The organism is Streptomyces sp. NRRL F-6492 (assembly GCF_001280125.1).
Taxonomy (GTDB): domain Bacteria; phylum Actinomycetota; class Actinomycetes; order Streptomycetales; family Streptomycetaceae; genus Streptomyces.
In genome coordinates, this window is the sequence record NZ_LGEG01000218.1 from 1 (window position 1) to 25,705 (window position 25,705).

25 protein-coding genes are annotated in these 25,705 nt (G+C 74.3%); 16 read left to right on the plus strand and 9 right to left on the minus strand.

What is annotated here, in order from left to right; all coding sequences use genetic code 11:
* Positions 1-180 (minus strand): HU family DNA-binding protein (locus ADL08_RS18650; protein WP_199837037.1); only part of this gene is annotated, 180 nt, incomplete at its 3' end.
* Between the two features lie 360 nt (positions 181-540).
* Between ADL08_RS18650 and ADL08_RS18655 the strand changes: the two genes are divergently transcribed.
* Complete coding sequence (locus ADL08_RS18655) at positions 541-1,302, plus strand: hypothetical protein (RefSeq protein WP_053644375.1); 762 nt, start codon at positions 541-543, stop codon at positions 1,300-1,302.
* A 228-nt stretch (positions 1,303-1,530) separates the two neighbouring features.
* On the opposite strand, the gene ADL08_RS18660 is transcribed toward ADL08_RS18655, so the two are convergent.
* The gene (locus tag ADL08_RS18660; protein ID WP_053644377.1) at positions 1,531-2,409 is read right to left on the minus strand and encodes an alpha/beta fold hydrolase; all 879 of its coding nucleotides are present in this window, start codon (positions 2,407-2,409) and stop codon (positions 1,531-1,533) included.
* Between the two features lie 4 nt (positions 2,410-2,413).
* Entirely contained in the window at positions 2,414-3,031 is a 618-nt protein-coding gene (locus ADL08_RS18665; RefSeq protein ID WP_053644378.1) for a dihydrofolate reductase family protein, read from the minus strand.
* Between the two features lie 207 nt (positions 3,032-3,238).
* On the opposite strand from ADL08_RS18665, the gene ADL08_RS18670 reads away from it, so the two are divergent.
* Entirely contained in the window at positions 3,239-4,117 is an 879-nt protein-coding gene (locus ADL08_RS18670; RefSeq protein WP_078968265.1) for a YihY/virulence factor BrkB family protein, read from the plus strand.
* Between the two features lie 204 nt (positions 4,118-4,321).
* On the plus strand, positions 4,322-6,328 hold the full coding sequence (locus tag ADL08_RS18675; protein WP_063885314.1) for an ATP-binding protein: 2,007 nt from the start codon (positions 4,322-4,324) through the stop codon (positions 6,326-6,328).
* Positions 6,329-6,435: 107 nt separating this feature from the next.
* Here the strand turns inward: ADL08_RS18675 and ADL08_RS18680 are convergent, their stop codons facing one another.
* On the minus strand, positions 6,436-6,837 hold the full coding sequence (locus ADL08_RS18680) for a thiol-disulfide oxidoreductase DCC family protein (RefSeq protein ID WP_053644382.1): 402 nt from the start codon (positions 6,835-6,837) through the stop codon (positions 6,436-6,438).
* Between the two features lie 237 nt (positions 6,838-7,074).
* On the opposite strand from ADL08_RS18680, the gene ADL08_RS18685 reads away from it, so the two are divergent.
* Both ADL08_RS18685 and ADL08_RS18690 read left to right on the plus strand, forming a co-directional pair.
* Positions 7,075-7,671: a hypothetical protein gene (locus ADL08_RS18685; RefSeq protein WP_053644476.1), complete on the plus strand. Its 597-nt coding sequence runs from the start codon at positions 7,075-7,077 to the stop codon at positions 7,669-7,671.
* A gap of 187 nt (positions 7,672-7,858) precedes the next feature.
* Complete coding sequence (locus ADL08_RS18690; protein ID WP_199837038.1) at positions 7,859-8,821, plus strand: SDR family NAD(P)-dependent oxidoreductase; 963 nt, start codon at positions 7,859-7,861, stop codon at positions 8,819-8,821.
* A 55-nt stretch (positions 8,822-8,876) separates the two neighbouring features.
* On the opposite strand, the gene ADL08_RS18695 is transcribed toward ADL08_RS18690, so the two are convergent.
* Positions 8,877-9,683 (minus strand): UbiA family prenyltransferase, encoded by an 807-nt coding sequence (locus ADL08_RS18695; protein WP_234352189.1) that lies wholly within the window; start codon positions 9,681-9,683, stop codon positions 8,877-8,879.
* Between the two features lie 100 nt (positions 9,684-9,783).
* Here ADL08_RS18695 and ADL08_RS18700 point away from each other — a divergent pair, with 100 nt between their 5' ends.
* From ADL08_RS18700 to ADL08_RS18710, 3 genes are read left to right on the plus strand one after another with little or no spacing between them, the layout of a single operon-like run.
* On the plus strand, positions 9,784-10,920 hold the full coding sequence (locus ADL08_RS18700; protein ID WP_078968266.1) for a type III polyketide synthase: 1,137 nt from the start codon (positions 9,784-9,786) through the stop codon (positions 10,918-10,920).
* Between the two features lie 9 nt (positions 10,921-10,929).
* Positions 10,930-11,445 (plus strand): isoprenylcysteine carboxyl methyltransferase family protein, encoded by a 516-nt coding sequence (locus tag ADL08_RS18705; RefSeq protein ID WP_053644386.1) that lies wholly within the window; start codon positions 10,930-10,932, stop codon positions 11,443-11,445.
* The gene (locus ADL08_RS18710) at positions 11,442-12,473 is read left to right on the plus strand and encodes an NAD(P)/FAD-dependent oxidoreductase (RefSeq protein ID WP_053644388.1); all 1,032 of its coding nucleotides are present in this window, start codon (positions 11,442-11,444) and stop codon (positions 12,471-12,473) included. The genes ADL08_RS18705 and ADL08_RS18710 overlap by 4 nt, the downstream gene beginning before the upstream one ends.
* A gap of 50 nt (positions 12,474-12,523) precedes the next feature.
* On the opposite strand, the gene ADL08_RS18715 is transcribed toward ADL08_RS18710, so the two are convergent.
* Positions 12,524-13,441, minus strand: coding sequence for an NADP-dependent oxidoreductase (locus tag ADL08_RS18715; RefSeq protein ID WP_053644483.1), 918 nt, complete (start codon positions 13,439-13,441; stop codon positions 12,524-12,526).
* Between the two features lie 515 nt (positions 13,442-13,956).
* Between ADL08_RS18715 and ADL08_RS18720 the strand changes: the two genes are divergently transcribed.
* The 4 genes from ADL08_RS18720 (at position 13,957) to ADL08_RS18735 (ending at position 19,094) form a co-directional block, all read left to right on the plus strand.
* Positions 13,957-14,538, plus strand: a complete 582-nt coding sequence (locus tag ADL08_RS18720) for a snapalysin family zinc-dependent metalloprotease (RefSeq protein WP_053644390.1) — start codon at positions 13,957-13,959, stop codon at positions 14,536-14,538.
* 392 nt (positions 14,539-14,930) lie between these two features.
* A complete protein-coding gene (locus ADL08_RS18725) occupies positions 14,931-16,625 on the plus strand; it encodes an alkaline phosphatase D family protein (RefSeq protein WP_053644393.1) in 1,695 nt (564 codons plus the stop codon).
* A gap of 412 nt (positions 16,626-17,037) precedes the next feature.
* Positions 17,038-17,934: a PP2C family protein-serine/threonine phosphatase gene (locus tag ADL08_RS18730; protein ID WP_078968267.1), complete on the plus strand. Its 897-nt coding sequence runs from the start codon at positions 17,038-17,040 to the stop codon at positions 17,932-17,934.
* A 143-nt stretch (positions 17,935-18,077) separates the two neighbouring features.
* Positions 18,078-19,094, plus strand: coding sequence for an MASE1 domain-containing protein (locus tag ADL08_RS18735; protein WP_053644395.1), 1,017 nt, complete (start codon positions 18,078-18,080; stop codon positions 19,092-19,094).
* 83 nt (positions 19,095-19,177) lie between these two features.
* Here the strand turns inward: ADL08_RS18735 and ADL08_RS18740 are convergent, their stop codons facing one another.
* On the minus strand, positions 19,178-19,702 hold the full coding sequence (locus ADL08_RS18740) for an AAA family ATPase (RefSeq protein WP_053644397.1): 525 nt from the start codon (positions 19,700-19,702) through the stop codon (positions 19,178-19,180).
* A 206-nt stretch (positions 19,703-19,908) separates the two neighbouring features.
* Between ADL08_RS18740 and ADL08_RS18745 the strand changes: the two genes are divergently transcribed.
* From ADL08_RS18745 to ADL08_RS18755, 3 genes are all read left to right on the plus strand, one after another.
* Positions 19,909-20,514 carry a hypothetical protein gene (locus tag ADL08_RS18745; RefSeq protein ID WP_053644400.1) on the plus strand — a complete coding sequence of 202 codons (606 nt, stop codon included), beginning with the start codon at positions 19,909-19,911 and terminating at the stop codon, positions 20,512-20,514.
* 103 nt (positions 20,515-20,617) lie between these two features.
* Positions 20,618-20,833: a hypothetical protein gene (locus ADL08_RS18750; RefSeq protein ID WP_159043096.1), complete on the plus strand. Its 216-nt coding sequence runs from the start codon at positions 20,618-20,620 to the stop codon at positions 20,831-20,833.
* Between the two features lie 243 nt (positions 20,834-21,076).
* Entirely contained in the window at positions 21,077-21,772 is a 696-nt protein-coding gene (locus ADL08_RS18755; protein WP_053644404.1) for a GOLPH3/VPS74 family protein, read from the plus strand.
* Positions 21,773-21,974: 202 nt separating this feature from the next.
* Here ADL08_RS18755 and ADL08_RS18760 read toward each other — a convergent pair whose 3' ends face one another.
* A complete protein-coding gene (locus tag ADL08_RS18760; RefSeq protein WP_053644406.1) occupies positions 21,975-22,595 on the minus strand; it encodes a TetR/AcrR family transcriptional regulator in 621 nt (206 codons plus the stop codon).
* Between the two features lie 99 nt (positions 22,596-22,694).
* On the opposite strand from ADL08_RS18760, the gene ADL08_RS18765 reads away from it, so the two are divergent.
* Complete coding sequence (locus tag ADL08_RS18765; protein ID WP_053644408.1) at positions 22,695-23,144, plus strand: VOC family protein; 450 nt, start codon at positions 22,695-22,697, stop codon at positions 23,142-23,144.
* A 32-nt stretch (positions 23,145-23,176) separates the two neighbouring features.
* On the opposite strand, the gene ADL08_RS18770 is transcribed toward ADL08_RS18765, so the two are convergent.
* Positions 23,177-25,666, minus strand: coding sequence for a polysaccharide lyase 8 family protein (locus ADL08_RS18770; RefSeq protein ID WP_063885315.1), 2,490 nt, complete (start codon positions 25,664-25,666; stop codon positions 23,177-23,179).
* Positions 25,667-25,705 lie beyond the last annotated feature (39 nt).

Sequence of the window (25,705 nt, forward strand, 5' to 3'; positions counted from 1 at the left end):
GGTGCGAGCGGCACGGTGGGTGCGCTCGAAGGTCAGGAAGCCGGGGATGGTGACCTTCTCGTCGCCCTTGGCGACGACCTCACCGACGGTCTCGGCGAGGGCCGTCAGCACGGCGTCGGCGTCCTTGCGGGTCACCTCGGCGCGGTCGGCCAGGGCGGCCACCAGCTCACTGCGATTCATGGGTGAAGCACTCCGTATCTGTGGATCGTCCCGGCCGTCCGATGAGGACGGGACGTCTCCCCGCTACCCTGCCACCGGCTTCTGACACCCCCCGGCGAGCAACACCCGGGACAACCCGTATGGGGCACACCCGAAGGCCGAGCACGGCAGGACGCTGCCCCCGGCGCCTTGCCATCGGCGGACCGCGTTCTCGCGCCCGTGCTCGTCGCCAACCGGCCATTGGTACAAGGCATTTCACCTTGCCCGCCTGCCGGGCGTCCCGGTCTCCATGAGGACGCTTTCGGGCTGTACCGGCCGGATTCGGCCAGTGGCGAGTAACATCCGGCAGCAATACCCTCTGTCTAAGGAGCGTGGACTGCAGTGCCGAACGAGCTGGACAGCACCTCGATTCACACCAGGTACGCGGAGCAGATCGCCACCGACCTTGAGGCCAACCGCGCGGAGCAGGCGTCGATCGCCGCCCGTCTGGAGCAGTTGCGGGCGGAGGAGAAGTGGCTGGCCACGACGCTGGACTCCTTGCCGACCGGTGCGCCGGAAAGCAGCGTGACCGGGCCGGACGAGGCCGTGCGGGAAGCGGCCGTGCCCCAGCCCCGGGAGACCCGGGAAGCCACCCCGGCCAAGAAGCCCGCGGCCAAGAAGCCCGCGGCCGGGAAGACAGCGGCCGGGAAGACAGCGGCCGGGAAGACAGCGGTCAAGAGGGCCCCCGCGGCGAAGGCGGCGGCAGACAAAGCGGCCGCGAAGACGGCGAAGGCCCCGGTCGAGAAGGCCGCCGCCCGGAAGACGGCGGCCAAGAAGTCCGCCGGTGGCACCCCGAAGGCGCAGTCGGCACCCACGCTCGGCACGCTTATCGACGGTCTGCTGGAAGAGGGGTTTCTCGGTGAGCCGTTGAAGGTCAACGAGATCCACGCGGAGCTCACGAAGGCACGCCCCGAACGTTCGACCTCGATCCAGGTCGTCCGCAACGCCCTGGAAGGTCTGGTGAAGAAGGGCCGGGTCGAGAAGGACACCCGGCAGGGCGTCGCCCTCTACACCAAGCCCGAGGCCGCGGATTCTCCCCACGCCGGCGCCGGAGCGACCGCCCCGGCCGGTGCACCCGTCGAGGCGGTCGCGGCCGGAACCTGAGTGGCCCGGCGGCCGGGCTCTCGCGCTTCGGCGGGTCGCGGGGCGTGAGGCACTCCGCGGAGCCCGGCCGTCATGGGCTCGCGGGGTCGCGAGGGCGGTAGGTCGTTGACGGACTCCTCGTCCCGGGGCGGACGTTCCGGAGCGGCCCCCGACGCCGGGCTTCGGTTTCCCGGGCGTCCTCAGCCGGGTCGACCCCCCGGGCCGGTGGCGGCGGGTCGCCGTTCACCGTCACGTGGGGGGCCGGATCCGCGCGGTGTCCGCGGTCCTCCGGCCGAGCGTGAGCATCGCCTCGGCGACCTCGCCGATCGCCGCGTCGGGAATCGCGGCGGCTCCCTCGAGGACGAGCAGCCGCGCCCCGGGGATCTCGCGCGCCATCGCCTCGCCGTTGCCGACGGGGAAGAACCGGTCGTGGCGGCCGTGGACGACGAGCGCGGGAATCCCGATGTCGGGCAGGCGCTCGCGCCAGCGGGGCGCGCAGTCGAGCCGGGAGAACACCGTGCCCATCTGGTTGGCCGTCTGGACCGGTGGCGCGGTGCCGGGTGTGCGGTCCCAGACGCGCGCGGCGACCGCGTGCGCGGCGGCGGGGTCGTCGCCGAGGATCTCCGCCCCGGCGGCGACGAACTCCGCGACCGCTTCGCGGTCGGTCCAGTCGGGCGCCGGACGTGCGAACAGCCGGTTGATCGTCGCCGGGTCGTGGTCGGGGAGGTCGTCGTCGGCCGGGCCGGGGGCGACCGGGCGGGTACCGATCAGGGTGAGCGCCGAGAACGCGCCGGGATGGTCGAGCGCGGCCACCTGGGCGACCATTCCGCCGACGCCGGTGCCCGCGAGGTGTACGGGTCCCCCGCCGAGCGCTCCGGCGAGGGCGGCCGCGTCGGCGGCGAGGTCCCGCAGGGTGTAGGCGGGCGCTTCCGGGTCCCCCGTCGTCGACTCTCCGCTGTCGCGCAGGTCGTAGCGCACCACACGGCGACCGCCGGCGGCGAGGCGCTCGCACAGCGCGTCGGGCCAGGAGAGCATCGTCGTCCCGCCCGCGAGCAGGACGAGTGGCGCGCCGTCCGCGCCGAACGACTCGATGCCCAGGGAGATCCCGTTGACGTCGACGGTGGTCATCGGATCACCGCCGGACGTCATAGGTCAGATGTGTCGCGGTCGACGTCGCGGTCACGCCCGTCCGTACGAGCGCGTACGGCGCTCCCCCGGTGAACAGCGGTGTGCCCGCGCCCAGCACGACGGGGGCGAGGTGCAGCGACAGCGTGTCGACGAGCCCGGCTTCGAGTGCCGAGCCGATCGTGGCGCCGCCGCCCATGAGGACGACGTCGAGGTCTTCGCCGTCGCGTGACGACGCCGCTCCGGCGCGCTCGCGTGCGGCGGTGACGGCGTCGGGCAGGCCGGTGGTGACGAACGTCCAGTCGAGCCCGGTGAGCCGTACGGACTTCGGTACCGAGCTCGTCACGACGACGAACGCGGGTTTGCCGACCTCGCCGGCTCCGTAGCCGATCTCGTCGTCCCATCCGCCGGGTCCGTCGACCACGTCGAAGAGGCGGCGCCCCAGGACGACGGCGCCGGAGCGGGCGGTCCCCTCGCGCAGGCGGCGGCGGTCCTCGGGGTCGTCGGAGAACGCCCAGGTGTGCAGCGCCTCGCCGCCGGTGCCCAGACCGTTGTCCGGGCCGGGGTCGGGGCCGGTGACGAAGCCGTCGAGAGAAACCGAGATGTCGGCGATGATGCGAGTCATACCAGGGTGGACCGGATCCGCCCGCGGAACTCATCGCTCGCCCCGCGGGGCCGACCGCGACGGGCCACCCGACGGCGCAGGGGAACGGCCGATCCCGAAACCCTGGGTGAGAGCGGTGACGCAGGGCAAGAGGACATCGTGGTAGCGAACACCCTCCGGACGCACCGGAACACTCCGGGCAATCGTGCCGCCGAATCGCTGAGACTGATGCGATCGGCCCTGCGCGGCACCGCCGTGCGCCTCTGGCACGACAACATCGCCGACTACGCGGCGGCTCTCACCTACTACGCGGTGCTGGCGCTGGTGCCCGCCCTGCTCGTCTCGGTCTCCCTGGTGGGGCTGGCCGGGGTCGGCACCCGTGAGCGTCTGATCCTCGACCTCACCTCCTACGCCCCTCCCCAGTCGGCCCAGGTCCTCCGCGAGGCGCTGGAGGGGCTCGTCTCGACGCCGTCCTCCCTGTGGGCGCTGCTCATCAGCGGCGTCCTGAGCGCGCTGTGGTCGGCCTCCAGCTATCTGGCGGTCTTCCGCCGCGCCCTGCACGCGATGTACAGGCTGCCCGACACGCGGCCGCCCCTGCGTGCGGCGCACATCCTCGTCCTCACCGCCACCGCGCTGCTGGCCCTGCTCGTCGCGGGCGCCGCGAGTCTCGTCGCGACCGGCCCCCTGGCCCGCCGGCTCACGGCGGCCCTCGGCCACCCGAACACGGACGTGGTGGCCGTCCTGCGCTGGCCGGTGCTCCTGGCGATCGTCACGGGCCTCGTCCTCATCCTGTACCGGACCGGTCCCGCTCGGGGCAGGGGGAAGCGCCGGGGGTTCTCGGGCGGCGTCCTGGCCGCGTTCCTGTGGCTCGGCGCCTCGGTCGTCTTCACGCTCTACACGCAGTTCGGGACCTACAGCCGCCTCTACGGTTCGCTGGCGGGAATCGTCGTCTTCCTCGTGTGGCTGTGGTTCACCAACCTGGCCCTGCTCGCCGGCGCGCAGTTCAACGCGGTGCTCGCGCGGACAGGGGAAACGACCGGGCCCGTGTCCGCGGAAGCCGACGACCAGCTCCTCGGACCCGGGCCCCGGGTGTCCGGTCGCGATTAGATCCTCTCGGTCCGGGCGCGGGCGGGAGCGTCCGAGAGGGTCTACGGGGCTCCGTGGTGAAAGGAGTCCGCCGAACCCCCTCCTTCGCACACCGGTACGACGCGCATGCGGCCGATCCGTGTTCCCGCGGCGGAGGCCACCGGGAGGTCCGGTCTTCTTCGAACGGGTGCATCCGGGCCCCCGCCCTGTCGGAGAATGCGGGGAATGGAGACTTGGATGCCGCCGGAGAGCGGCCCGTTCGTCGGACGGGCCAGGGAAGTCGAGGAGCTGACCTCCCTGCTGGGCGAGCGACGGCTCGTCACACTGGTGGGCGCGGGCGGGATCGGGAAGTCCCGGCTCGCCTCGCGCGTCGCCGAGGGCTGCGGGCCCGACGCCTTCACCGCTGTCCACTGGGCGCCGCTCTGGTCACTGGCCAACGCCTCCCTGCTCACCTCCCTGGTCGCCGACGCCTGCGGCCTGTCGGACCACTCGCCCGGCGAGCCCGTGGACACACTGGCCGACTGGATCGGCGCGCGCCGTGTCCTGCTGGTCCTGGACTCCTGCGAGCACCTCGTGGCGGCGTGCGCGGCCCTGGTGTCGACCCTCCTCGCCCGCTGCCCGCGGCTCGTCGTGCTGGCGACCAGCCGTGAACCGCTGGGCACCCGGACCGAGTTCCCGTTTCCCCTCGGCCCCCTGCCCGTCGACTCCGACGCGATGGAGCTGTTCGCCGACCGGGCGGACGCCGCCGGCGTCCGCTGGACGCGGCCCGAGGACTTCGTCGCCGCCGCCGAGGTGTGCCGCCGGCTGGAAGGCGTGCCCCTGGCGCTCGTACTCGCCGCCGCGCAGTTACGGGAGAGGCCGCTGTCCGCGATGGCGCGGCTCCTGCGCGACAGGCTCTCCCTCTCCGAGGATCCCGGGAGTCCGGTGCGCCCGTCGCGCCACCATGCGCTGCGCACCACCATCGGGTGGAGCCACGAACTGTGCGAACCGCGCGAACGGCTGCTGTGGGCCCGTCTGTCGGTGTTCCGTTCGGCCGCCACGGTGGACGACGTGGTACGGGTCTGCGGCGGCGGGCCGCTCACCGAGGGCGCCCTGGAGCAGGCCCTGGAAGGGCTCGTCCGCAAGAGCGTCGTGACGCGGTCCGGCGACCGCCTGCACCTCTTCGACTCGGTGCGCGAGTACGGGGCGCTGTGGCTCGCGGAACTCGGCGAGACCCGTGCGACGGCCGACCGGCACGCCCGGCGCTTCCACGGACTGGCGCTCGCCGCCGAGGACTTCTGGTGGGGACCCGGCCAGGCGAGCGCCTACGCGCGGCTGACCGACTGCTACGGCGACCTGTGCGCGGCGCTGGAGCACCTGCTGGCCACGGATCCTCCGACGGCCGCGGAACTGGCGGGAGCACTCGGCTTCTTCTGGGCGTGCTCCGGCCATCTGCACGAGGCGGCGCACTACCTGGAGGAGTGCGCGCAGGCGGTCTCCGGTCCCGAGGCCGTCGTGGGCAAGCTGGCGTGGGCGCTCGGGGTGGTCCGCTGCCTGCGGGGCGAGTACGACGCCGCGGCCCGGCTGGCGGGCCGCGCCGACGAGTGCGCGGTGCGGGCCCGGGACGCGACGCTCCTCGCGGACGCCGCCTATCTGCGCGGTCTGGTGATGCTGCTGCGGGGCGATCCGCCGGACGCGCTGGCCGTCGCGGACCGGGCGCTGGCCGAACCGGGCGCGGCGGCGCCCGCGGTGGCGCGGTGCCGGCTGGTGCGGGTCTTCGCTCTGACGGCCTCCGGTCTCCTCGAAGAGGCCCGCGCCGAGGCCGAGGAACTGCGGCTCGACTCGGCGTCGGCGGGCGAGCACTGGACGCGGTCCTACACCGAGTACCAGCTCGCGCTGATAGCGCTGCGGGAGGAGCGATCGGCCGACGCCGCCGACCACGCCCGGGCCATGCTGCGGGACAAGCGCCTGATAGGCGACGTCTTCGGCCTGGGCCTGGGCCTCGACCTCCTCGCGGTCGCCCTGTCGGCGCTGACCAGGGGCGAGGAGGCGGCCTCGGCGTACGGGACGGGCCAGGTGTTCTGGCAGATGGTCGGACACCCGCAGCGGGGCACCCCCGAGCTGCAGCCGCTGCGGTGGAACGCGGAGCTTTCGGCCCGGGAGCAGATCGGCGACGGCGCGTACGACGCCGCGTACCGTCTGGCCACGCTGACGGACCCGTTCGCCGCGCTGGAGACGATCCTGACGGGGTGAGCGGAGCGCGGGTGCACCGCCGCGCGCCGGTTCGGGCGACGGTGCCCACGGCCCGGCGCCCGGCCCTGGCGGCGCGTGCCGGGAGCACACCGGTGGCACCGTCCGCGTCAGGGCCGGGAGTGCGCATCGTGCGGTCGACGGGCGGGAACGGCGCAGGTCCGTGTCCCGCCCGGCAGCCGTTGCCGGTTGTTCGCGACGACCCGGTAGGCGGCGTGGGCGATCCAGCGAACCGGTGCCCGCGCGAGGACCGCTCCCAGGACGGCCCATCCCCCACCGGTGCGGAGCAGGAGTCTCGCCACGGCCTGGGCGCCGCCGTGAACGGCGCCGTCGGGGGTCACCCACAGCGCCTCGTACTCGGCGCGTTCCCGCGGGACGCCGAGGGAGGCCAGGTCGGCCGACTGCCACGGGGTGAACTCGCAGGCGGGGCGGAGCAGGCGCCGCGCTACCGCGACCGAAGCCGTACAGAATCCGCAGTCGCCGTCGTAGACGAGCACCGGACGCGTTCTCACGACCCCATGGTGCCCCCTTTCCGGCACGTCGTCCCGCCGGGATCCCCGCGGCACGGCCGGCTCACGCGTACGGAGGCGATCGAGGTCCGGTGCGGCGCGGTCCCGTTCCACCGCGCCGCCGGTGCCGGCGCACCCGTCCGGCTCACCACGATGGCGGGGGTGACCGGGTCCGGCCAGGGTGGAGTGGTGTCCGGCGCCCGCGTCGGGCACCGTACCGCCCCAAGGAGGAGCATCGTCATGTCCGAACGTCATACCCTCATCCGCAGCCTGCACGACGTGGGTCTGGCCGCCTGGTTCGGCGGCTCGCTGATGGGCGCGGTCGGCCTCAACGGCGCGGCCAGGAGTGAAGGCGGCACGGAGGTGGCCGCGGACCGGATCGCTTCCGCCGGCTGGGCGAAGTGGACGCCGGTCAGCGCCGTCGCCATCGGGGCGCACCTGTTCGGCAGCGGGGGGCTGCTGGTCGTGAACGCCCACCGCGTCGCCACCCAGCAGGGCGTCGCCGCCTCCACCGCGGCCAAGACGGCCGTCACCGCCGCGGCCCTGGCCGCCACCGCCTACGCCCGTGTGCTGGGCAAGAAGATCGAGCTGGCCTCCTCCTCCGACCCGGAGGACGTCGAGAAGGCGGGCAGGCACCCCGTCGACCTCGACAAGGCCAGGCGGCAGCTGGCCTGCGCGCAGTGGGTGGTGCCGGCGCTCACGGGGTGTCTGGTGGTGCTCAACGCCCTACACGGCGAGCAGCAGCGGCCCTCCGAGCAGGTCTCGGGCATGTGGGGGCGCGCCGAGTCCCTCTCCCGGCACGTGGCTCCCGGCATCAGCCACCATCTGCCGCACTGACCTCAGCCGGCACCCGGACCGTCGCACGCGTTCGGGTCGGACCGAAAGTGATCACGCGCTTGGAGCACCTGCCCGGACCGAAGGAGCCGTCCCGTCTTCGGACGCCCCGCCCGCCCAGACGGGCCGAGGACCCCCTGTCGACCGTCGAGGACCGGTTCACGGCGTCCCAGCGGATCGGCGGGGCGCTGTGAACCGGCCGGTGGTGGTCGTCACCGGGGCCTCCAGCGGCATCGGCCGCGGGGTGGCGCGGGCACTCGCCGCCCGCGGGGCCGATCTCGTGCTGGCGGCCCGTACCGAACGGACCCTCACCGCGGTCGCCCGGGACTGCGAGCGGCGGGGAGGACGGGCCCTGGTCGTCCCGACCGACGTCGGTGACGAGGCGGCCGTCCAGGTCCTGGCCCGGCGCGCCGTCGAGAGGTTCGGGCGCATCGACGCCTGGGTGAACGCCGCGGCCGTGTGGAGCTACGGCCTGTTCGAGGACACTCCCGGCCCCGTGTTCCGGCGGATCGTGGACACCACGCTGTTCGGGCAGGTCCACGCGGCCCGGGCGGTGCTGCCGCAGTTCAGGTCCCAGGGCCGGGGAGTGCTCGTGAACATCGGCTCCCTGTACGGACGGCTCTCGTCCCCCTACGTCGCACCGTACGTCGTCTCGAAATGGGGCCTGCTCGGTTTCTCCGAGGTGCTGCGCCAGGAGTTGCGCGACGCCCCCGGCATCGCCGTGTGCACCGTCCTGCCGGGTGCGGTCGACACGCCGATCTACCGCCATGCCGCGAACTACGTCGGCCGCCGGATCCGGCCGCTGCCGCCCGTGACGTCTCCGGAACGGGTGGTGGCCGCGGTGGTGCGCGCCATCGATCGTCCTCGGCGCGAGATCGTCGTCGGACGAACGCAGTACGTCGGTGTCTGGGCACATCGCCTCGTGCCCGGCCTGTACGACCGTCTCATCGGGCCCGTGGTGAAGACGTTCGCCGTGCGGGGCGCCCCGGTCTCCCCGCACGACGGCACCGTGTTCGCCCCTGATCCCCTGCCGTGTGCCGTCGACGACGGATGGCGCCGCCACGACCACCACGTCGTCGGCAGGGCCGTGACGGTGACCGCGGGCCTGGCGGCGCTCGCGGCGGCGGTGAGGGCCCTCGGCCGACGACGGTGACGAGCCGCGTCCCTCGCCGCCCCGCGGCCCTGCCGGCCGGGCCCGGGCCCCGGGGTCAGACCATGTCGGAGCCCCTCAGGAGGAGCTGCGTCACGGCCGTGCCCGCCACCGCGACCGCCGCCCGGAACGGCCATCGGCTCCCGGGCGCCGACGGTACCGCCGTGCCCGCCACCGCGACGGACCCGGCGGCCACCGCCAGTGCCCAGCCCGGGACGCCCACCGGCCCGGGCGGTCCCACGACGAGGACGCCCACGGCCGCCAGCATCACGAACGGCGTCGACGACCGGCACGCCGCACGGCCGAGCCGCTGCGGCAGGCCGTCCACGCCGGTCGCGAGATCGTCCTCGATGTCCGGGAGGACGTTGACCACGTGCGCCCCCACGCCCAGCAGCGCCCCCGCCGTCACGGCCCACCAGGCGGGCCAGGACTGCGACGGCGGACCGAGGGTGACGAAGGCGGGCAGCGAACCGAATCCCACGGCGTAGGGCAGCGGGGAGAGCACCGTGCGTTTGAGTCCCAGGTTGTAGGCCCAGCCCGCCGCCACTCCCCCCAGGTGCGCCGCTCCCGCGGCCGCCCCGTTCAGCAGCGACAGCGGCACGCACAGCCCCAGGGCCACCACGGCGGCGGCGGCCACGGTTCCGGGGAGGAGCTCGCCGGTGGCCACCGGCTTGTCGCGGCGCCCGCAGACCGTGTCGCGCCGCGCGTCGGCCGCGTCGTTGCACCAGCCGACCGAGAGCTGGCCGGCCAGCACCGCCCCGGCCACCAGTGCCGCCCCCGCCGCGCCCCGGCCCCCCGCCACGGCCAGCGCGGTCACGAAGACCGTCACGGCGAGTGCCGGCTCCAGGTGGCAGGAACGCAGCAGCACCGGGACACGGGGTGGTGTGCGCGGAGGAGCCCCGAACGGGTGCAAAGACACATGCGCAAGGTAGTCCGGTGCGCGGAACGAGGTAGGCATTGGCGCCATGCGTGTCTCCGTGATCACCGACGCCGCCGCGTCCCCCTCCGCCGCTCCGCACCCGTCGGCCGCGCCCCTCGCGGCGACCACCGTCGCCGCCGTCCACACCGTGCTGGCACCGCACCGTTACGCCCAGGACGACCTGACCGAGCCGATCGGCGACCTGTGCCTGGCTCCGGGAGCCGACCGCGCCCTGCTGCGCCGCCTGCACGTCTCCACCGGTGTGCGGACGCGCCATCTGGCCCTGCCGATCGAGCGGTACGCCGGTCTCGGGGACTTCGGACGGTCCAACGACGCGTGGATCGCGGCCGGACTCGACCTGGGCGGGGAAGCCGTCGCCGGCGCGCTGCGAGAGGCGGGACTCGAACCGGCCGACGTCGACCTGCTGGTGTGCAACTCCGTCACCGGCGTGGCCACCCCTTCGCTCGACGCCCGTCTGGCCGGCCGCCTGGGGTTGCGGCCCGACGTCAAACGGCTCCCGGTGTTCGGTCTGGGATGCGTGGCGGGCGCCGCCGGTCTCGCCCGGCTGCACGACTACCTGCGCGGGCACCCCGACGACACCGCCGTGCTGCTCACCGTCGAACTGTGCTCGCTGACGCTCCAGCGGGGCGACGACTCCCACGCCAACCTGGTCGCCGGCGCCCTGTTCGGCGACGGGGCGGCGGCACTCGTCGCACGCGGCCGCGCCGCCGCGGAGCGGGGCGGAAGCGGGCCCACGGTGATCGCGACGCGCAGCCATCTCTACCCGGCGACCGGTCACCTCATGGGCTGGGACATCGGAGCGAGCGGGTTCCGCGTCGTGATCGACGCGGGCATCCCCCGTACCGTGCGGGACCACCTCGGGCGGCCCCTGCGTGCTTTCCTGGCCGAGCACGGCCTCACCACCGACGACATCGGAACGTGGGTGTGCCATCCGGGCGGTCCCAAGGTGCTGTCCGCCGTGACCGACGTCCTCGGTCTGCCCGACGACGCCCTCGACAGCGCGCGGCGCTCGCTCGCGACCGTGGGAAACCTGTCCTCGGCCTCCGTCCTGCACGTCCTGCAGAGCCACTGCGGACCCCGGCGGCCCGAGCCCGGTACCTGGGGCCTGCTGATGGCGATGGGGCCCGGCTTCTGCTCCGAGTTCGTGCTGTTGCGCTGGTGAGGGGCCTTCATGTCCTGGTACGTGCTTCTCGTCCTCGGCGTGGCCGCCGAACGCGTCGTCGAACTGGTCGTGGCCCGGCGCAACGCGTCCTGGACCCTCGCCCGCGCCGGTGTCGAGCACGGTCGCGGCCACTACCCGGTCATGGTCGCCCTGCACACGGCCCTGCTGGTCTGCTGCCTCCTCGAACCCGTGCTGGCCCACCGGCCGTTCCTGCCCGCCCTGGGGTGGCCGATGCTGTCGCTGGTGCTCCTGTCCCAGGTGCTGCGCTGGTGGTGCGTCACCACGCTCGGGCCGTACTGGAACACGCGCGTCATCGTCGTTCCCGGGGCGCGTCCGATCGGCGCCGGTCCCTATCGCCTCGTGCGTCACCCCAACTACGTCGCCGTCGTGGTGGAGGTCGCCGCTCTGCCCCTGGTGCACTCCGCGTGGCTGAGCGCGGCGGTGTTCAGCACGGCCAACGCGGCGCTGCTCACGGTCCGCCTCCGTTGTGAGAACGCGGCCCTCGCCCGCGTGGTGCCCGCGTGAGCCGCGAACACGACCTGATCATCGTCGGGGGCGGCCCCGCAGGCCTGGCGACGGCCCTGTACGCCGCGCGCGCCGGTTTCGACGCCGTCGTGGCCGAGTGCCGCCGCGCGCCGGTCGACAAGGCGTGCGGCGAAGGCCTGATGCCCGGCGCCGTGCGTGCCCTCGCCTTACTCGGCCTGGAGGTCACGGGCCAGCCGATCGCGGGCATCCGCTACGTGCAGGGGGCCCGCCGGGCCCAGGCCGCGTTCCGGCACGGCCCCGGCCTCGGCGTACGGCGCACCGAGCTGCACTCCGCCCTCCACGAGGCCGTCCTCGCGGCGGGCGTTCCCGTACTGCCCCTGCGGGTCGGGGAGGTACGGCAGGACGTCACCGGTGTGACCCTGCCCGGCACCGGCCTGCGCGCCAGGTGGCTGGTCGCCGCGGACGGCCTGCACTCACCGGTGCGCCGTTCCCTGGGCCTGCGCGTCGAGTCCTGCCGGAGGCCCAGGTACGGGTTGCGGCGTCATTACGCCACGCCCCCGTGGTCCCCGTACGTCGAGGTGCACTGCGGGCGGCACGGCGAGGCCTACGTCACCCCGCTCGGGCCCCGGCTCGTCGGCCTCGCCCTCCTGACGGACCGGCGGGCCCCTTTCGACGCCCAGCTGGAAGGCTTCCCCGAGCTGGCCGCCCGCCTTCCCCCGGAAAGGGCCGTCACCGCGGTACGGGGCGCGGGACCGCTCCGTCAGAAGGCACGCACCCGGCTGCACGGGCGGGTCCTGCTCGTGGGCGACGCCGCCGGATACGTCGACGCGCTGACCGGTGAGGGCGTCTCCCTGGCGCTCGCCGGTGCCGGAGCCCTGGTCGACAACGTGCGCCGTGGCACACCGGACCGCTACGAGAGCGACTGGAACCGCGTGACCCGCCGCCACCGGCTCCTGACGGAGCTTCTGGTGCGGGTGCGGCAGCAACCGGTCCTCGCGCCGCTCGTCGTGCCCGTGGCCGAGCGCCTGCCGCACGTGTTCACGGCCGTGGTGAACGCCCTGGCATGAGGTTTCGCCGCCGTGCGGGAGACGGCCCGGGCGGCTCCGGTGAGGGTGCTTCAGACCTCCACGACGATCTTCCCCGGGGTGTGGCCCTCCCGGCTGAGGTCGAAGGCCGCTCCGAGCTCGGAGAGCGGGAATGTCGCGGCGACGTCGACCGTGAGCCGGTCTCCGTCCGCGAGCCGCCCCAGGGCCGTGAGGTCCTCGCCGCTCGGCCGGACCCAGATCCACTGGCCGCCCGCGCCGAGCACGGTGTCGTCGGCGACGGAGGCGTGCCGTCCGCCCTCGGCCAGGACGGCCAGGGTGGTGTCGAGGACCCCGCCCACGAAGTCGGCGACGACGGTGACCCCGTCCGGGGCCAGGGCGCGGACCCGGTCGGCCAGTCCGTCGCCGTACTCGACGGGCTCGCAGCCGAACCCGCGCAACCGGTCGTGGTTGCGCGGGGAGGCCGTGCCGATGACCCTCGCGCCGAGCGCGCGGGCGAGCTGGACTCCGAAGGACCCGACGCCGCCGGCCGCGCCGTGCACGAGGACGGTGTCGTCGGCGCCCGTTCCCAGCCGCGTGAGGAGCTGATAGGCGGTCAGGCCCGCCAGCGGCAGTCCGGCGGCCTGCGCCCAGTTCAGCGAGGCGGGCTTGGCCGCGAGGGCGCGCACGGGCACGCTGACGTACTCCGCGAAGGTGCCGCCGTGCACGTGGTCCTTGCGGGCGTAGGCCATCACCTCGTCACCGGCCGCGAACTCGGGCACGTCGATGCCGACCCGCTCGACGGTGCCGCTGACGTCCCATCCCGGGACCACCGGGTGGACGACGTCCATCAGGGCGTCGAGCCCGCCCGCCATGATCTTCCAGTCCACCGGGTTGACCGAGGCGCACCGGACCTTGACGAGAACCTCGCCGGGAGCGACCTTCGGCAGCGGCAGCCGGGTCTCGTGGAGCACCTCCGTCCCGCCGTAGGTCTCGTACGCCATTGCCCTCATGGTGGCCTCGGACATCCCTGCGGACCCTCCTGTGCTGTCGGCTGCGTCCGCCCATCTGAGCACGGTTCGGCCGGAACGGGCCGGGAGACTCGCCCGCGCCCGACGCCTCACTCGGTACGGGGCACGTCCGCTCCGGTGGGCTTCTCCGTCCCCGCGGTGCTCGGACGAACCCGATGGACACGCTCTCCACGTCGCGCCGGCCGCGGTACGCGTCGGTCCGGGACGGAGCCGTCGCAGCCGGGCCCGTCGCCCGGGCCGACGTGGGTCCACCGGGAGGCGAGCGGGGCCGGCTGCCGCTCACCGACCCGCAAGGACCGTCCGACTCCCCTCTAAGAGAAGGATGTTGACGAAGATGATCATGACAGGTACATGGCATTCACGGTCTCCAGGACGTACCATCGCAAGGCTCGGAGGGGTGCTCGACGGTTGTGCCCGGCCCCACCGGGCGCCCGCGCCGCCCCTTCACGCGCCCGCCTCCACCGAGGTCGGGTCCCCCCACGGATGAAGGAGCAGCGATGCCCCTCGGCACATGGCTCAAGGCGGGTACCTCCGCCGCCGCGCTCGTCCTCGCCACGGCGGGTGCGGCGACCGCCGCGCCCGCCCCCGACCGGGAATCCTCCGCCGCCGAGGCGGCGGCGGTGACCCTCCGCTACGACGACAGCCGCGCCGGAGGCTGGGAGGCGGCGATCGCGGCCGGGGTCGCCTCGTGGAACGCGAACGTGAGCAACGTCAAGCTGGTGGAGGCGGCGCCCGGCACCCGGGCCGAGATCGTGATCGTCGCCACCACGGGCTGGCCGCAGGCCACGCTCGGCCCCGTCCGTCCGGGCCGTCAGGTCCGCGTCGAACTCGGCAGCCAGGCCGTGGGCCAGGGCTACGACAAGACCCGGATCGCCGCTCACGAGCTGGGCCACAGCCTCGGCCTGCCGGACACCAAGCCCGGCCCGTGCTCACAGCTGATGTCGGGGTCGAGCGCCGGTACGGCCTGCACCAACGCCGTCCCGAACGCGACCGAGCGGTCCCGCGTCCAGTCCGCCTACGCCGGCGGCGTCGCCGTGCTCGTGCCCACCGACGGCCGGATCCTCGTCGACGCCCCCTGAGTACGTCTCCGTGGAGTGGCCCGGGCCTTCCGGGTCACTCCGCGGAAGCCGCGGGGCGCCGATCCGGCGCCCGCGGCCGGCTCACCGCGGCCTGGTGCTCCAGAGCTGATTCACCCATAGACGGCGGCGGCCTGAAGGGCCCTGGCCAGGAAGGCCCAAAGCACCTTGTTCCGGCGAGCACCTCCCCACGCTTGACGATCAACAGGAGCATCAGGACGCGTCCACGGGAGGTCGGGCGGCACTGCCGTCACCTCTCGGAGGGCTGCCACCGCCCGGATCCGAGCGCCGGGCGGCACCGGCCCGCTCCTCGGCGGGGCGCGGTTTCCGCCGTCGTTCCGTACTGTACGGAGCGGCCGTTCCGTACCGTACGGAGCGCCGGGAGGGAACTCGCGATGGCCGGTCTGAGGTTGGGGCCGCTCCTGCGTCACGTGGACTGGGAGTCGGGGACGAGCGCGACGGTGTGGGTCGAGACCGACCGGCCGTGCGCGGTGGAGGTCCGGTGCCCGGACGGCGCCGGGGGTTCGGCTCCGACGTTCCGCGTCGCCGGTCACCACTACGCGCTGGTGGTCGTGACCGGACTCGCACCCGGCTCCACCAACCCGTACGAGGTACTGCTCGACGGCGAGCGGGTGTGGCCCCTCGCGGACTCGCCCCTGCCGCCCAGCACCATCCGCACGCCGGCGGTCCCGGCGACCGGCGCGGTGGTGGCCTTCGGCTCGTGCCGGTGGGCGGCGCCCGCCGTGGACGAGCCCGATCCGGTGGGCCCCGACGTCCTCGACACCCTCTCCGCCCGGCTCGCCGAAGACCCGGAGGCCGAGCGTCCGGACGTTCTCCTCCTCCTGGGCGACCAGGTGTACGCGGACGAGACGTCCGCCGGTACCCGCGACTGGATCGCCCGGCACCGGCGGGCCGCCGGCACCGGCTCGGCCGCCCCGCCGGACCAGGTCGCCGACTACGAGGAGTACACCCACCTCTACGACGAGTCCTGGGGCGACCCCGAGCTGCGCTGGCTGCTCTCGACCGTGCCGACCTGCATGATCTTCGACGACCACGACGTCATCGACGACTGGAACACCAGTGCCGCCTGGCTGGCCGACATGCGGGCGACGCCCTGGTGGCAGGACCGGATCATCGGCGGCCTGATGTCGTACTGGGTCTACCAGCACCTCGGGAACCTCTCCCCCGCCGAACTCGCCGAGGACAAGCTGTACGCGGCGGTGCTGGCGGCCGACGACGGCACGGAGGTGCTGCGCGCGTTCGCAGAACGCGCCGACGCCGACCCGGCGTCGGTGCGCTGGAGCTACCGCAGGGACTTCGGCCGCACCCGGCTGCTGATGGTCGACACCCGGGCCGCGCGGGTGCTGGAGGAGCGGGACCGGGCGATGCTGGACGCGGAGGAGGAGGCCTGGCTGCGGACGCAGGCGTTCGAGGACCCCGGCGGTGTCGACCACCTGCTGATCGGGACCTCGCTCCCGTGGCTGCTGCCCCCGGTGGTCCACTTCGCGGAGAGCTGGCACGCCGCGCTCTGCCGCGGCGAACGCGGGCCGCGCTGGGCGCGCTTCGGCGAGTGGCTGCGTCGACGGGCCGACCTCGAACACTGGGCGGCGTTCACCTCGTCGTTCGAAAGGCTGACGGAGACGGTTGCCGAGGCGGGAAGGGCCGACAACGCCCCGGCGACGGTGTGCGTGCTCTCCGGGGACGTGCACCACGGGTACGTGGCGGAGCCCGTCTGGACCGCCGGGCGGCAGCCGGACTCCCGCGTCTTCCAGTTCACCTGTTCACCGCTGCACAACTCGGTGCCCACGCCCATAAGGGTCGGGTTCACCGTCGGCTGGAGCCGGTTCGCCAAGGGGCTCGGGCACCTCCTCGCCCGCCACGGGCGGGTCACGAGGCCGGAGGTCCGGTGGAAGCGCACCGGCGGACCGTGGTTCGGCAACCAGTTGATGACGCTGACGCTGCGCGGACGTACGGCGCGGCTGCGGCTGGAGAAGGCCTCGTCGGACGCGAAGCGGGGGCGCCGTGGCACCGACCGCGCGGGCGCGCGGCTCACGGAAGTCCTCGACCGGGTCCTGACGGAAGGGAGCTGACGGAAGGGAGTTGACGCCCGGCCGGACGGTGCGCGCCCCGGCCGCACCGTAGACGGCCGGGGCGGGAAGCACACGACGGGCGTCCGGGCCGCGTTACCGGTGGTCGGCGACGAGCGGTGGGGGAACGGTCTCCCGCGGTCGGACGCCATCGACGCCGGCACGGCGACCGGACGGACCGGACAGCGGTCGTGGGGGGCGCCCGGCGTTCCCCCGCCGGACGGTGCACACCGCGCCGGCCGTCGCCACCCGGCCCCGGCCGGTGCGGGGCCTCGGGGACCGATGAGATGCGGGGGCCGTCTCCTGCGGGCAGAGTGGGGAAGGCCCTGTCCGTACCGAGGTGGTCTCATATGGTCTTACGCGTGGGAAACGGGACGAACTGACGCGAGGGACTCTCGCGACGCCGGAGTGAGCGATGTTCCACAGATGGCCGGCCGACAGCAGCGAGGAGCTGCTGGTCAGACTCGGGTCGCTGACCGCCCGGGCGCGCGAGCTGGCCGAGACGCAGCGCTCCCGCGTCGAGCTCGCCGTGGCCCTGCAGCGCGGCATGCTGCCCCCGGACCTTCCCAGCCCTCCCGGCGTCCGGCTGGCCGTCGGCTACATGCCCGCCAACCACGGGCTCAACGTCGGTGGCGACTGGTACGACGCCTTCCCCCTGCCCGACGGCCACATCGGCATGTCCATCGGTGACGTGCAGGGGCACAACATCGAGGCCGCGGCCTTCATGGGGCAGGTCCGCGTGGGACTGCGCGCGCTGGCCTCCGTCACCGGGGACCCCGGGGAGCTGCTCGCCCGCACCAACGACCTGCTGGTCTCTCTGGGCGCCGACCTCTTCGCCACCTGCACCTTCCTGCGGCTCGACCCCGCCGCCGGCACGCTGGAGTGCGCACGGGCCGGTCACATCCCCCACATCTGGGCCACCGCCGACGGCCGCTCCGGCATCGACGACGGCGAGGGCGGGCCCCCGCTCGGTGTGCTCCGCGGGGTCGAGTACCCCGTCACGCGCCACCGGCTCACCACCGGCGGTGTCTTCGTCCTGCTGACCGACGGGGTGGTGGAAGGGCCCTCGCTCCCCCTCGACGACGGCCTGGACCAGGTGATGCGGCTCGCCGGGATCACCGCCGTCGCCGGGCTGGACGTCGACGCGCTCGCCACCGCCGTCATGAAGCTGGCGAGCACGGTGGGGCACGAGGACGACGCCGCCGTCCTGGTCGTCGGCCACGACGGCGGTACGGCGTGGCCGGGGAAGGGCCGGGGGAAGGGGCCGGGCGGAGAGCCCTCTCCCCCGGTCGGCCCGCCCCCGAACAGGTGACACCCCGCGCCCGGTGCCCGGAGGGGCCGGGCCGGATCGGACAGGATCGGACCGGGCCCCGGGCCCGGCCGGGCCCGTTCCGCGCGGCGCTGTCCGACACGCAGGGGGCCCTTGCCCGGCCGGGGCGGCCCGGCCGGTGTCTGATGGCCGATGTGTTGGTTACTCGGCGGTTCCGGCCCCCTACGGAAACGGTCCTGGCCTCGCTGGCCGTGGCCGCCTGCTACTACGCGGCCGGACGGCTCGGTCTGCTGGGCCGCCTCGTCGTCGAAGGCGTGGTCGTCACGCCCATCTGGCCGCCCACGGGCGTCGCCGTCGCCGCCCTGCTGCTGCTCGGCGTACGGGTCTGGCCCGGCATCGCCCTCGGCTGCTTCCTCGTCATCGCCTCCCTCACCACCCCGGGGCTCACGACGGTGGTCACCGTCGTGAGCAACACCGCCGCGCCGCTGTGCGCCTTCCTGCTGCTGAGGCGGGTCGACTTCCGGCTCGACATGGCACGGCTGCGGGACGGAACCTGCCTGGTCTTCCTCGGCGGGTTCGGCGCCATGCTGATCAGTTCGACGGCGGGGGTCGGGCTGCACGTGGCGACCGGCTCCCTGGAGAAGAGCGAGTTCTGGCCGGTCTGGCTGGCCTGGTGGGCGGGCGACACGATGGGCGTGCTGCTCGTCACTCCGCTCCTGCTCGCGTTCGCGGGCGCGGTCGGACGGTTCCGGCTGCGGCGCTGGATGGAGGCGATCTGTCTGAGCCTCGCGGCCCTGGTCCTCGTGCCGCTGGCCGTGCTCAGTCCGATGAGCCTGCTCTTCCTCGTCTTCCCCCTGCTGATCTGGACGGCGCTCCGCTTCCAGCTCGCCGGAAGCGTGCTGTGCGCGCTCTTCGCGTCCGTGCTCACCACCTTCGAGGCGACCGCCGGGCGGGGCGCGTTCCTCCACCTGTCGGACGTCGAGATCATGCTCAAGCTCCAGGCGTTCAACGGCTCCGCCGCCCTGACCGCCCTGCTCCTCTCCTCCGTCATCACCGAGCAGCGCACGACCCGCAGGTCGGTGCGCCGCGCCTGCGAGGAACTGGCGGAGGTCCTGGAGCACCTCGCGGCGGGCGAGCCCTCGCCGAACCCGCCCACCGCCGGGAGCGGGGCCACCTCGCCCGGCGGGCGCCGGGACCCGTGACCCCCGCCGCGACCCCGCCTGCGGGAGTGCCGAGTCGTACGGGGAGGGGCGGAACCCTGCGCGCGGGACCTCGCCGAAGCCGCTCAGCCCTTCACGGCCTCCGCGATCCGGCGGGCGGCCCCGGCGGGTGTGAGGTGCGTGGTGTCGACGACCTCGGCCTCGGCGTGCAGCCACGCGCGGGCCGCCTCGGCATAGGGCTCCAGGTACTGGAGGCGGAACGGGGAGTCGGGGCCGAGGACCGTGTCGTTCGCGATGCGCCCGCGGAGGGTGTCCCGGTCGGCGTGGAGGACGAAGTGCCTCACCGGGATGCCGTGCCGGGCGAGACCGGAGCTGATCTCGCGCCAGTACTCCTCGACCAGGACGGTCATGGGGATCACCAGGGTGCCGCCGGTGTAGTCGAGTACGCGCCGGGCGGTCTCGACCACGAGCGGCCGCCACGGCGGCCAGTGCTGGAAGTTGTCCGTCTCGGGCAGCCCCGGTGTGATGTCCATGAGCGTCTCGCCGACCTTCTCGGCGTCGAACACCCGTGAATCCGGGATCAGCTGCCGCACGAGCGCGCTGGTGGTGGTCTTGCCCGCACCATGGGTGCCGTTGAGCCATACGATCATGGGATCGACAGTAGTCAGTGCACAGGGGCGGGCGCCCTTCACGATGCCGCCAGGGGCCGGGCCGCCGGGGACGCCCGGGGCGCCTCGCGTCTCGTACGTTTGCCCGGGAGGAGCGGTGGAAGAGTTGACTCCGACGACCGGCCGGCCGAGTCGCGGTCGGGGCGGCCGGACCTCCTCGGCGCCATGACTCGAACAGGAGCCCTCCGTTGCGCTTCTACGCCCAGACACCCGCACGCCGGAACCGCCAGGTGCTCGTGGACCTGATCGCCCTGGCCCTGATCGCCGTCGCGGTGTGGGCGGCCCTCGCCGTCCGCGAGACGATCATGCTGCTGGCCGAACCGGGACGCAAGGTGGAGAGCTCCGGCGACAGTCTCGCCAAGGAGCTCGGGGAGGCGGGGAACGCCGCGTCGGGCGTGCCGTTCGTCGGTGACGTCCTGGAGAAGCCGCTCCGGTCCGCGGCCGACGCCAGCTCCGGCTTCGCCGACGCGGGCGTGTCGTTCCAGGAGACCGTCGGGCAGGTCGCCGACGTGGTCACGGCGGCCCTCATCGTCGTTCCGGTGCTCTTCGTCCTGCTGCTGTGGCTCCCGCCGCGCCTGCTCTGGATCCGGCGCGGCAACACCCTGCGCCGCCTCGCCGAGGCTCCCGGGGGCGACGACCTGCTCGCCCTGCGCGCCCTCACCGGCCCTCCGGCCGCACTCGCCGGACTGCCGGTCCCGCCCGGCGGCTGGGCCGACGCCTGGCGCCAGGGGGACCCGCAAGCCATCGCCGACCTCAGCACGCTCGCGCTCAAGCACATCGGGCTCCGGCCCTGAGCGGGCGGCGGGGGGTCGTCGGGGCGGGGGCAGCCCGGTCCGGCGTCGTGTGACGCGGGACGTCGACCGGTCGCGGGGGGTCACCACCCGGTGGTACGGCATCGTGCTCGACAGGCGGCTGCCGGCCCTGGGAACGGGGCACGACGGCGACTTCGTCCGGCACACCGCCGCCAAGGGCGACAGGCCCGTCGGCCACGTCCCCACCACGGCCGTCGCCGAGGTGGCGGGCGGCCCGCCGGTCTGCGACGGCGAGGTGCTCGACAGCAGGAGGTCGCGCGACATGGCCCGGGCGGGGGCGGGGCGGTCGGCCGGGCCCTGATCCGCCGGACGGTCCTCGGGCCGTGTCCGGCGGGCAGCACCCCCGCACGGAGAGCGGCACCGTCCGTCCGGAGAGTGACCCGGAGGGCAACGTAGCCCCTCTGGCGGGAACTTCGTCCTGTAACAGGGCTGCGGTCACCCGTGCGGAGGCGATACTGATCGTGGTGGGCGCCCCGCCGTCGAGCCGGTCACGGGCCCGGCCGGTGGGGACGCGTCTTGTCGTTGTCTCCGAGGGGAGCCGTTCATGACCACGGCGAAAGACCTGTTCATCATCGCCATGGAGCCGGGGCCGGAGCGTGCCGTGGGGCAGGGCGACCTGTCGCTCGCACTCGCGGGGGCCGAGCTGATCGACCTCATCGGTGCGGGGGCCGTCACCGTGGACGGCGACCGCATCGTGCCGGGCGGGCCGTCGGCGCCCGACGACCGGCTCCTGGACGAGGCCGCGGCACGGCTCACCCGGCAGCGGCCCTACGAGCGGATCGAGGACTGGCTGTGGCGCCGGGGCCGAGACCTCTCGGCCGCGTACCAGACCGCGCTGGAGGAGGACGGGGAGCTGACGCGGAGGCGAAGCGGCCGGCTGCCCTTCGGGGCGGAGCGCGTGGAACCGGTCGACACGCCCGCTCGCCGCCGGGCGGCCGACCGCCGGGAGGAGGGGGAGCCCGTCCTGGCCGCCCTCGCCTCGGCCGTGGGCCTCGACGGCGAACGCTTCGACGAGGAGCCCGATCCCGACGGGGAGCCCGGGTTCGACCGGGAGACCGACCCCGACGAGGAGGCCGGCCCCGACCAGGAGCGCGTTCCCGACGACGAGCCCGGTCTCGGCGACGAGGCGGTGACGACCGTGGTGGCCGCCGTCCACGACGCGGTGATGGAGCTGGAGGCCGTACGCCAGAGGCGGACCATCGAGAGCGCGGCCTTCGCCAACCTCTGGCGCGGGCCGTAGAGCGGGTCCGGGGGCGCGATCGGGGTCGGTGGGCTTCCCCCCGGGGGGCGTCGGAGGACCACCGCGCCCCGGGCCGGAGGTCGGTACGCGTACACGAGGAGCAGGCACAGGTTCCTGAAGGGCGTGACGGATCCGCCGGGCGGTGCGAGGACCGCCCGACGGCCGCTCCCCCGGCGTCACGGCCCGTCGACGCCCAGGGGCGTCAAGGCCGCGGGCGTTCGCCCGGGGCAGGCCGGACCGGGGTGCGCAGCCCCGCCAGGAGCCGGTCGAGCGCCTGTTCCGCGGCCCGGGGGTCCCCGCCCCGCGCGATCCAGAGCGCGGTCTCGTTCATCGCCCCCGAGAGCAGCCGGGCCAGGGGCTCCAACGGCTGATCGGCGATGGTCCCGGCCGCGGCGAGCGCCTCCAGGGCCTCCGCGAGGTGCCGGGCGGAGGACTCCTCGTCCAGGGTCCGCCACTCGTCCCAGCCCAGGACGGTCGGCGCGTCGACCAGCAGGATCCGTCGTACCGCCGGATCGGTCCCCGCGGCCAGGAAGGCGTGGCAGCCGGCCCGGAGTCGCTCCCAGAGGTCCGTGTGCCGCTCGGCCGCGGTCGCGACCCGCTCCCCCAGTTCGTGCTGGACCTCGGAGACGACGGCCCGGAAGAGCCCCGCCTTGCTGTCGAAGTGGTGGTAGGCGGCCCCCTTGGTGACCCCGGCGGCCCGCGCCACTTCGGCCAGCACCACGTGGTGGTAGCCGTCGGCGGCGAACCGCCGTCTGCCTTCGTCCAGCAGCGCCCGCCGCGTGGCCGCCCGCTGCTCCGCCCGGTTGACCGCCGTCTCCCTCACCCTTCCTCCTTCACCCTTCCCTTTTCACATACCCGAGGTATGCTAACGCCATAATTCGCGTACCCGAGGTATGCGAAAGGGAGACGGAGGGCCCCGGCCATGACGAACGGACCCACCACCACACCCACGACCGGGCTCGGCGGCTTCTACCCGGTGCTCGCCACCCGGGACGTGGCGGCCTCCCGCGACTTCTACACCCGGTACTTCGGTTTCGAGGTGACCTTCGAGGCGGACTGGTACGTCAGCCTGCGCCGCCCCGACGCCCCGCAGTACGAGCTCGCCCTCCTCGACCACGCCCACCCGACCGTCCCCGAGGGGCACCGGGCCGCGCTCCGGGGCGGCCTGCTGCTGAACTTCGAGGTGGACGACGTGGACTCCGAACACCGGCGGCTCGTGGCGGAGGCCGGCCTGCCCGAGCTGCTGTCCCTGCGCACCGAGGACTTCGGGCAGCGGCACTTCGTCGTCGCCGCCCCCGACGGGGTGCTGATCGACGTCATCACCGTCGTCCCGCCCGGCGAGGAGTACGCCGCCGGGTACACCGGCGTCTGAGGTCCGGTGCGGGGCGAGGTCGCGCCGCGCCCTCAGCCCAGTCGTACGACCGCCTTGTGGGTGGCCGCGAGGGTTCCCGGGGCGACGCGGAGCCGGAGCGTGGCGCCCGTGCCCAGGACCTGGACCGCCGGGTCCCGGGAGAGGACGGCGGGGACGGGGCGGTTCCACGTCAGGTCGATCGTCGCGCCGTCCCGGAGCGGGCCGGAGACGCAGAGCGTGGCCGTGGTGCCCGACTCGCGGATCAGGACCGACGCGGGGGCGCCGGCCGTGACCTCGCCGACCGTGCCCGCGACCCAGAGGTTGAGGCCGGTGAAGCCCAGGGAGGGGACGCGTACGCCCTGATGCTCGTCGGTGTTGGCGAGGACGGCGACCCAGCCCCGGTCGGCCGCGCGGGCCGCCGTCCGCTCCCGGCTCGCCCCGGGCATGAGGACGTACGCGTACGTCGCCCGGGTCGGGTCGGCGCCGTGGTCGAACCAGAGCGTCAGGTACCGGCGCGTGACCCGGTCGGTCACGGCGCCCAGGTTGATGTCCGACCAGGCGCCCGTGCGCGCCTGGCGCAGGGCCTTCAGGGAGGAGGGCGCGCCGCCCGGGAAGACGTAGCCGGCGTGCCCCGCGAGGTGCGCCCAGCGGGCCCCGGTGAGCGTGGCGCTCCAGCCGAGTGCCGTGGACCGGGCGGCGCCGTCGACGGTGAGGGCGTGGACGCCGTGCTCGCCGAGGTTGCGGTTGTCCACGGTCGACTCGACGCCGGTGCCGTCGCGGCCGTGGATCCCGGCGCCCAGGCAGACGACCGCGTCGTCGAGGAAGAACCAGGACTTCTTGGCCAGGAGCGTGGAGGAGAGCCCCTTCAGGTACTGTCCGACCGCCGCGTACGTGCCGTCCGTCGTCCCGCCGACCCATCGGACGTCGGGCCGCGCGGCGCCCCAGGCGCCCCCCTCGCCGTCGGCGAGCGGCTTGCGCGAGGCGGTGGTGCCGGGCAGCCGGCAGGGGTCGACGGTGGGCCAGAAGTCGTCGCTGTACTGCCCGTTGGCGAAGGTGTCGCCCCACCAGTAGAGCATTCCCGAACCGCTGTGCCAGGCGCGCAGGTTCTCGCCGTTGCCGTTCTCGTAGTACGTGATGCGCTTCGAGGCCATGGCGAGCGAGGCCGCCCAGCCCGGCCGGCGGTGCACGGCCCGGTCCATGCCGGGGAAGAGCCGGTGCCCGGTCGGTTCGGGGCTCGTCGCGGCCGGGCCGTCGTCGATCCCCTTGAGGCGGGCGAGCGCGGCGACGCCGAGGGCGGGGCTCGTCAGGAGCGGGCTGTAGCGGTCCCGGGCGATCCAGCCCTTGACCATGCCCTCCCAGCGGGTCTTCTCGGCGTTCGACGCGCTCCGCGCGAGCAGGGCGACGCAGGCGATGATCCCGTGGCCGCGCAGGTGGTCGTCCTGCCGGACGGCCCGGGTGTCGGTCTTCTGCACTCCCCGGCTGACCGCCCGGCCCGAGACGGCGTCCATGGCGAGGCCGTTGAAGAGGAAGGGCGCGTACGCCTTCTCCACCGAGTCGAGCACCACCTGCCGGCCGCCGTCGGTGACCTCCCAGGCCGAGCCCTTGAGCAGGGCGAAGAGGAGGGAGAGACCGCCGAGCATGACGGCCCCGTACGAACCGGCGTAGGGGACGTAGGTGTGCTGGACGAAGCTGCCGTCGGCGTACAGGCCGTCGCCGGAGGTGACGTACGGGAAGACGGGCGAGAGCGCGTCGCGGGCCAGGGCGAGCTTCGCCGGGGACTTCCCGAGGACGCCGCGCAGCGCGATGACCCGGCAGAGGTCGACGCGGTTGGCGCCGGTGGAGGTGCCGGTGTAGTTCGCGACCGCGCCGTCGGGGACGAAGTGGTCGACGGCGGCGCAGTGTGCGGCGATGCGGGCGGCGCCGAGGTGGTCGTACAGCAGGACGTCGATGTCGAGCAGCGCCTGCGGGAAGCCGATCTGCCAGCTGTACCAGTTGCCGTACCGGGCCCGGCCCGCGTGGTACGCCTGGTCGTGGAGGTGGTCGAGCCCGGCCAGGATCTCGGCGCGCAGGCCCGGGTTGCCGGTGAGGCCGGTGCCGGGCTGGGCGTACGCCTCGGCGAGGGTGCGCAGCCGGGTACAACTGGTCTGAAGGTTGCCGGAGTACGTGTACGACTCGGGGTCCGTGTCCGGGTCGGGGTCCGCGTAGGGGAGGTCCGGCCAGAGGGAGCCGTCGGCCGGCGCCATGGCGGCGCGCAGGTCGCGGGCGGTGGCGCCGAGCGCGGCCAGCTTGGCGGCGAAGGGCTCGGCGCCCGCGTCGAAACCGCTGCCGAGGAGCAGGTCGCGCCAGGTCAGGCGGAGGGTGTCGTAGGCGTCGGCGGCGTGCGCGGGGGACGGTGCGGCGAGCGGGAGGGTGAGGGTCGCGGTGCCGAGGGCGGCGCGGAGCAGACCGCGGCGGGAGAGCGGGGAGGCGGGCCCGGCGGCCGGGGAGGAGGGCGAGGCCGAGGACGACGAAGACGGTGAGGGGGACGAGGGCGATGAGGGCATGGCGAGGCAGACCTCTCGGGTGGACGGGGAAAGGGCGCC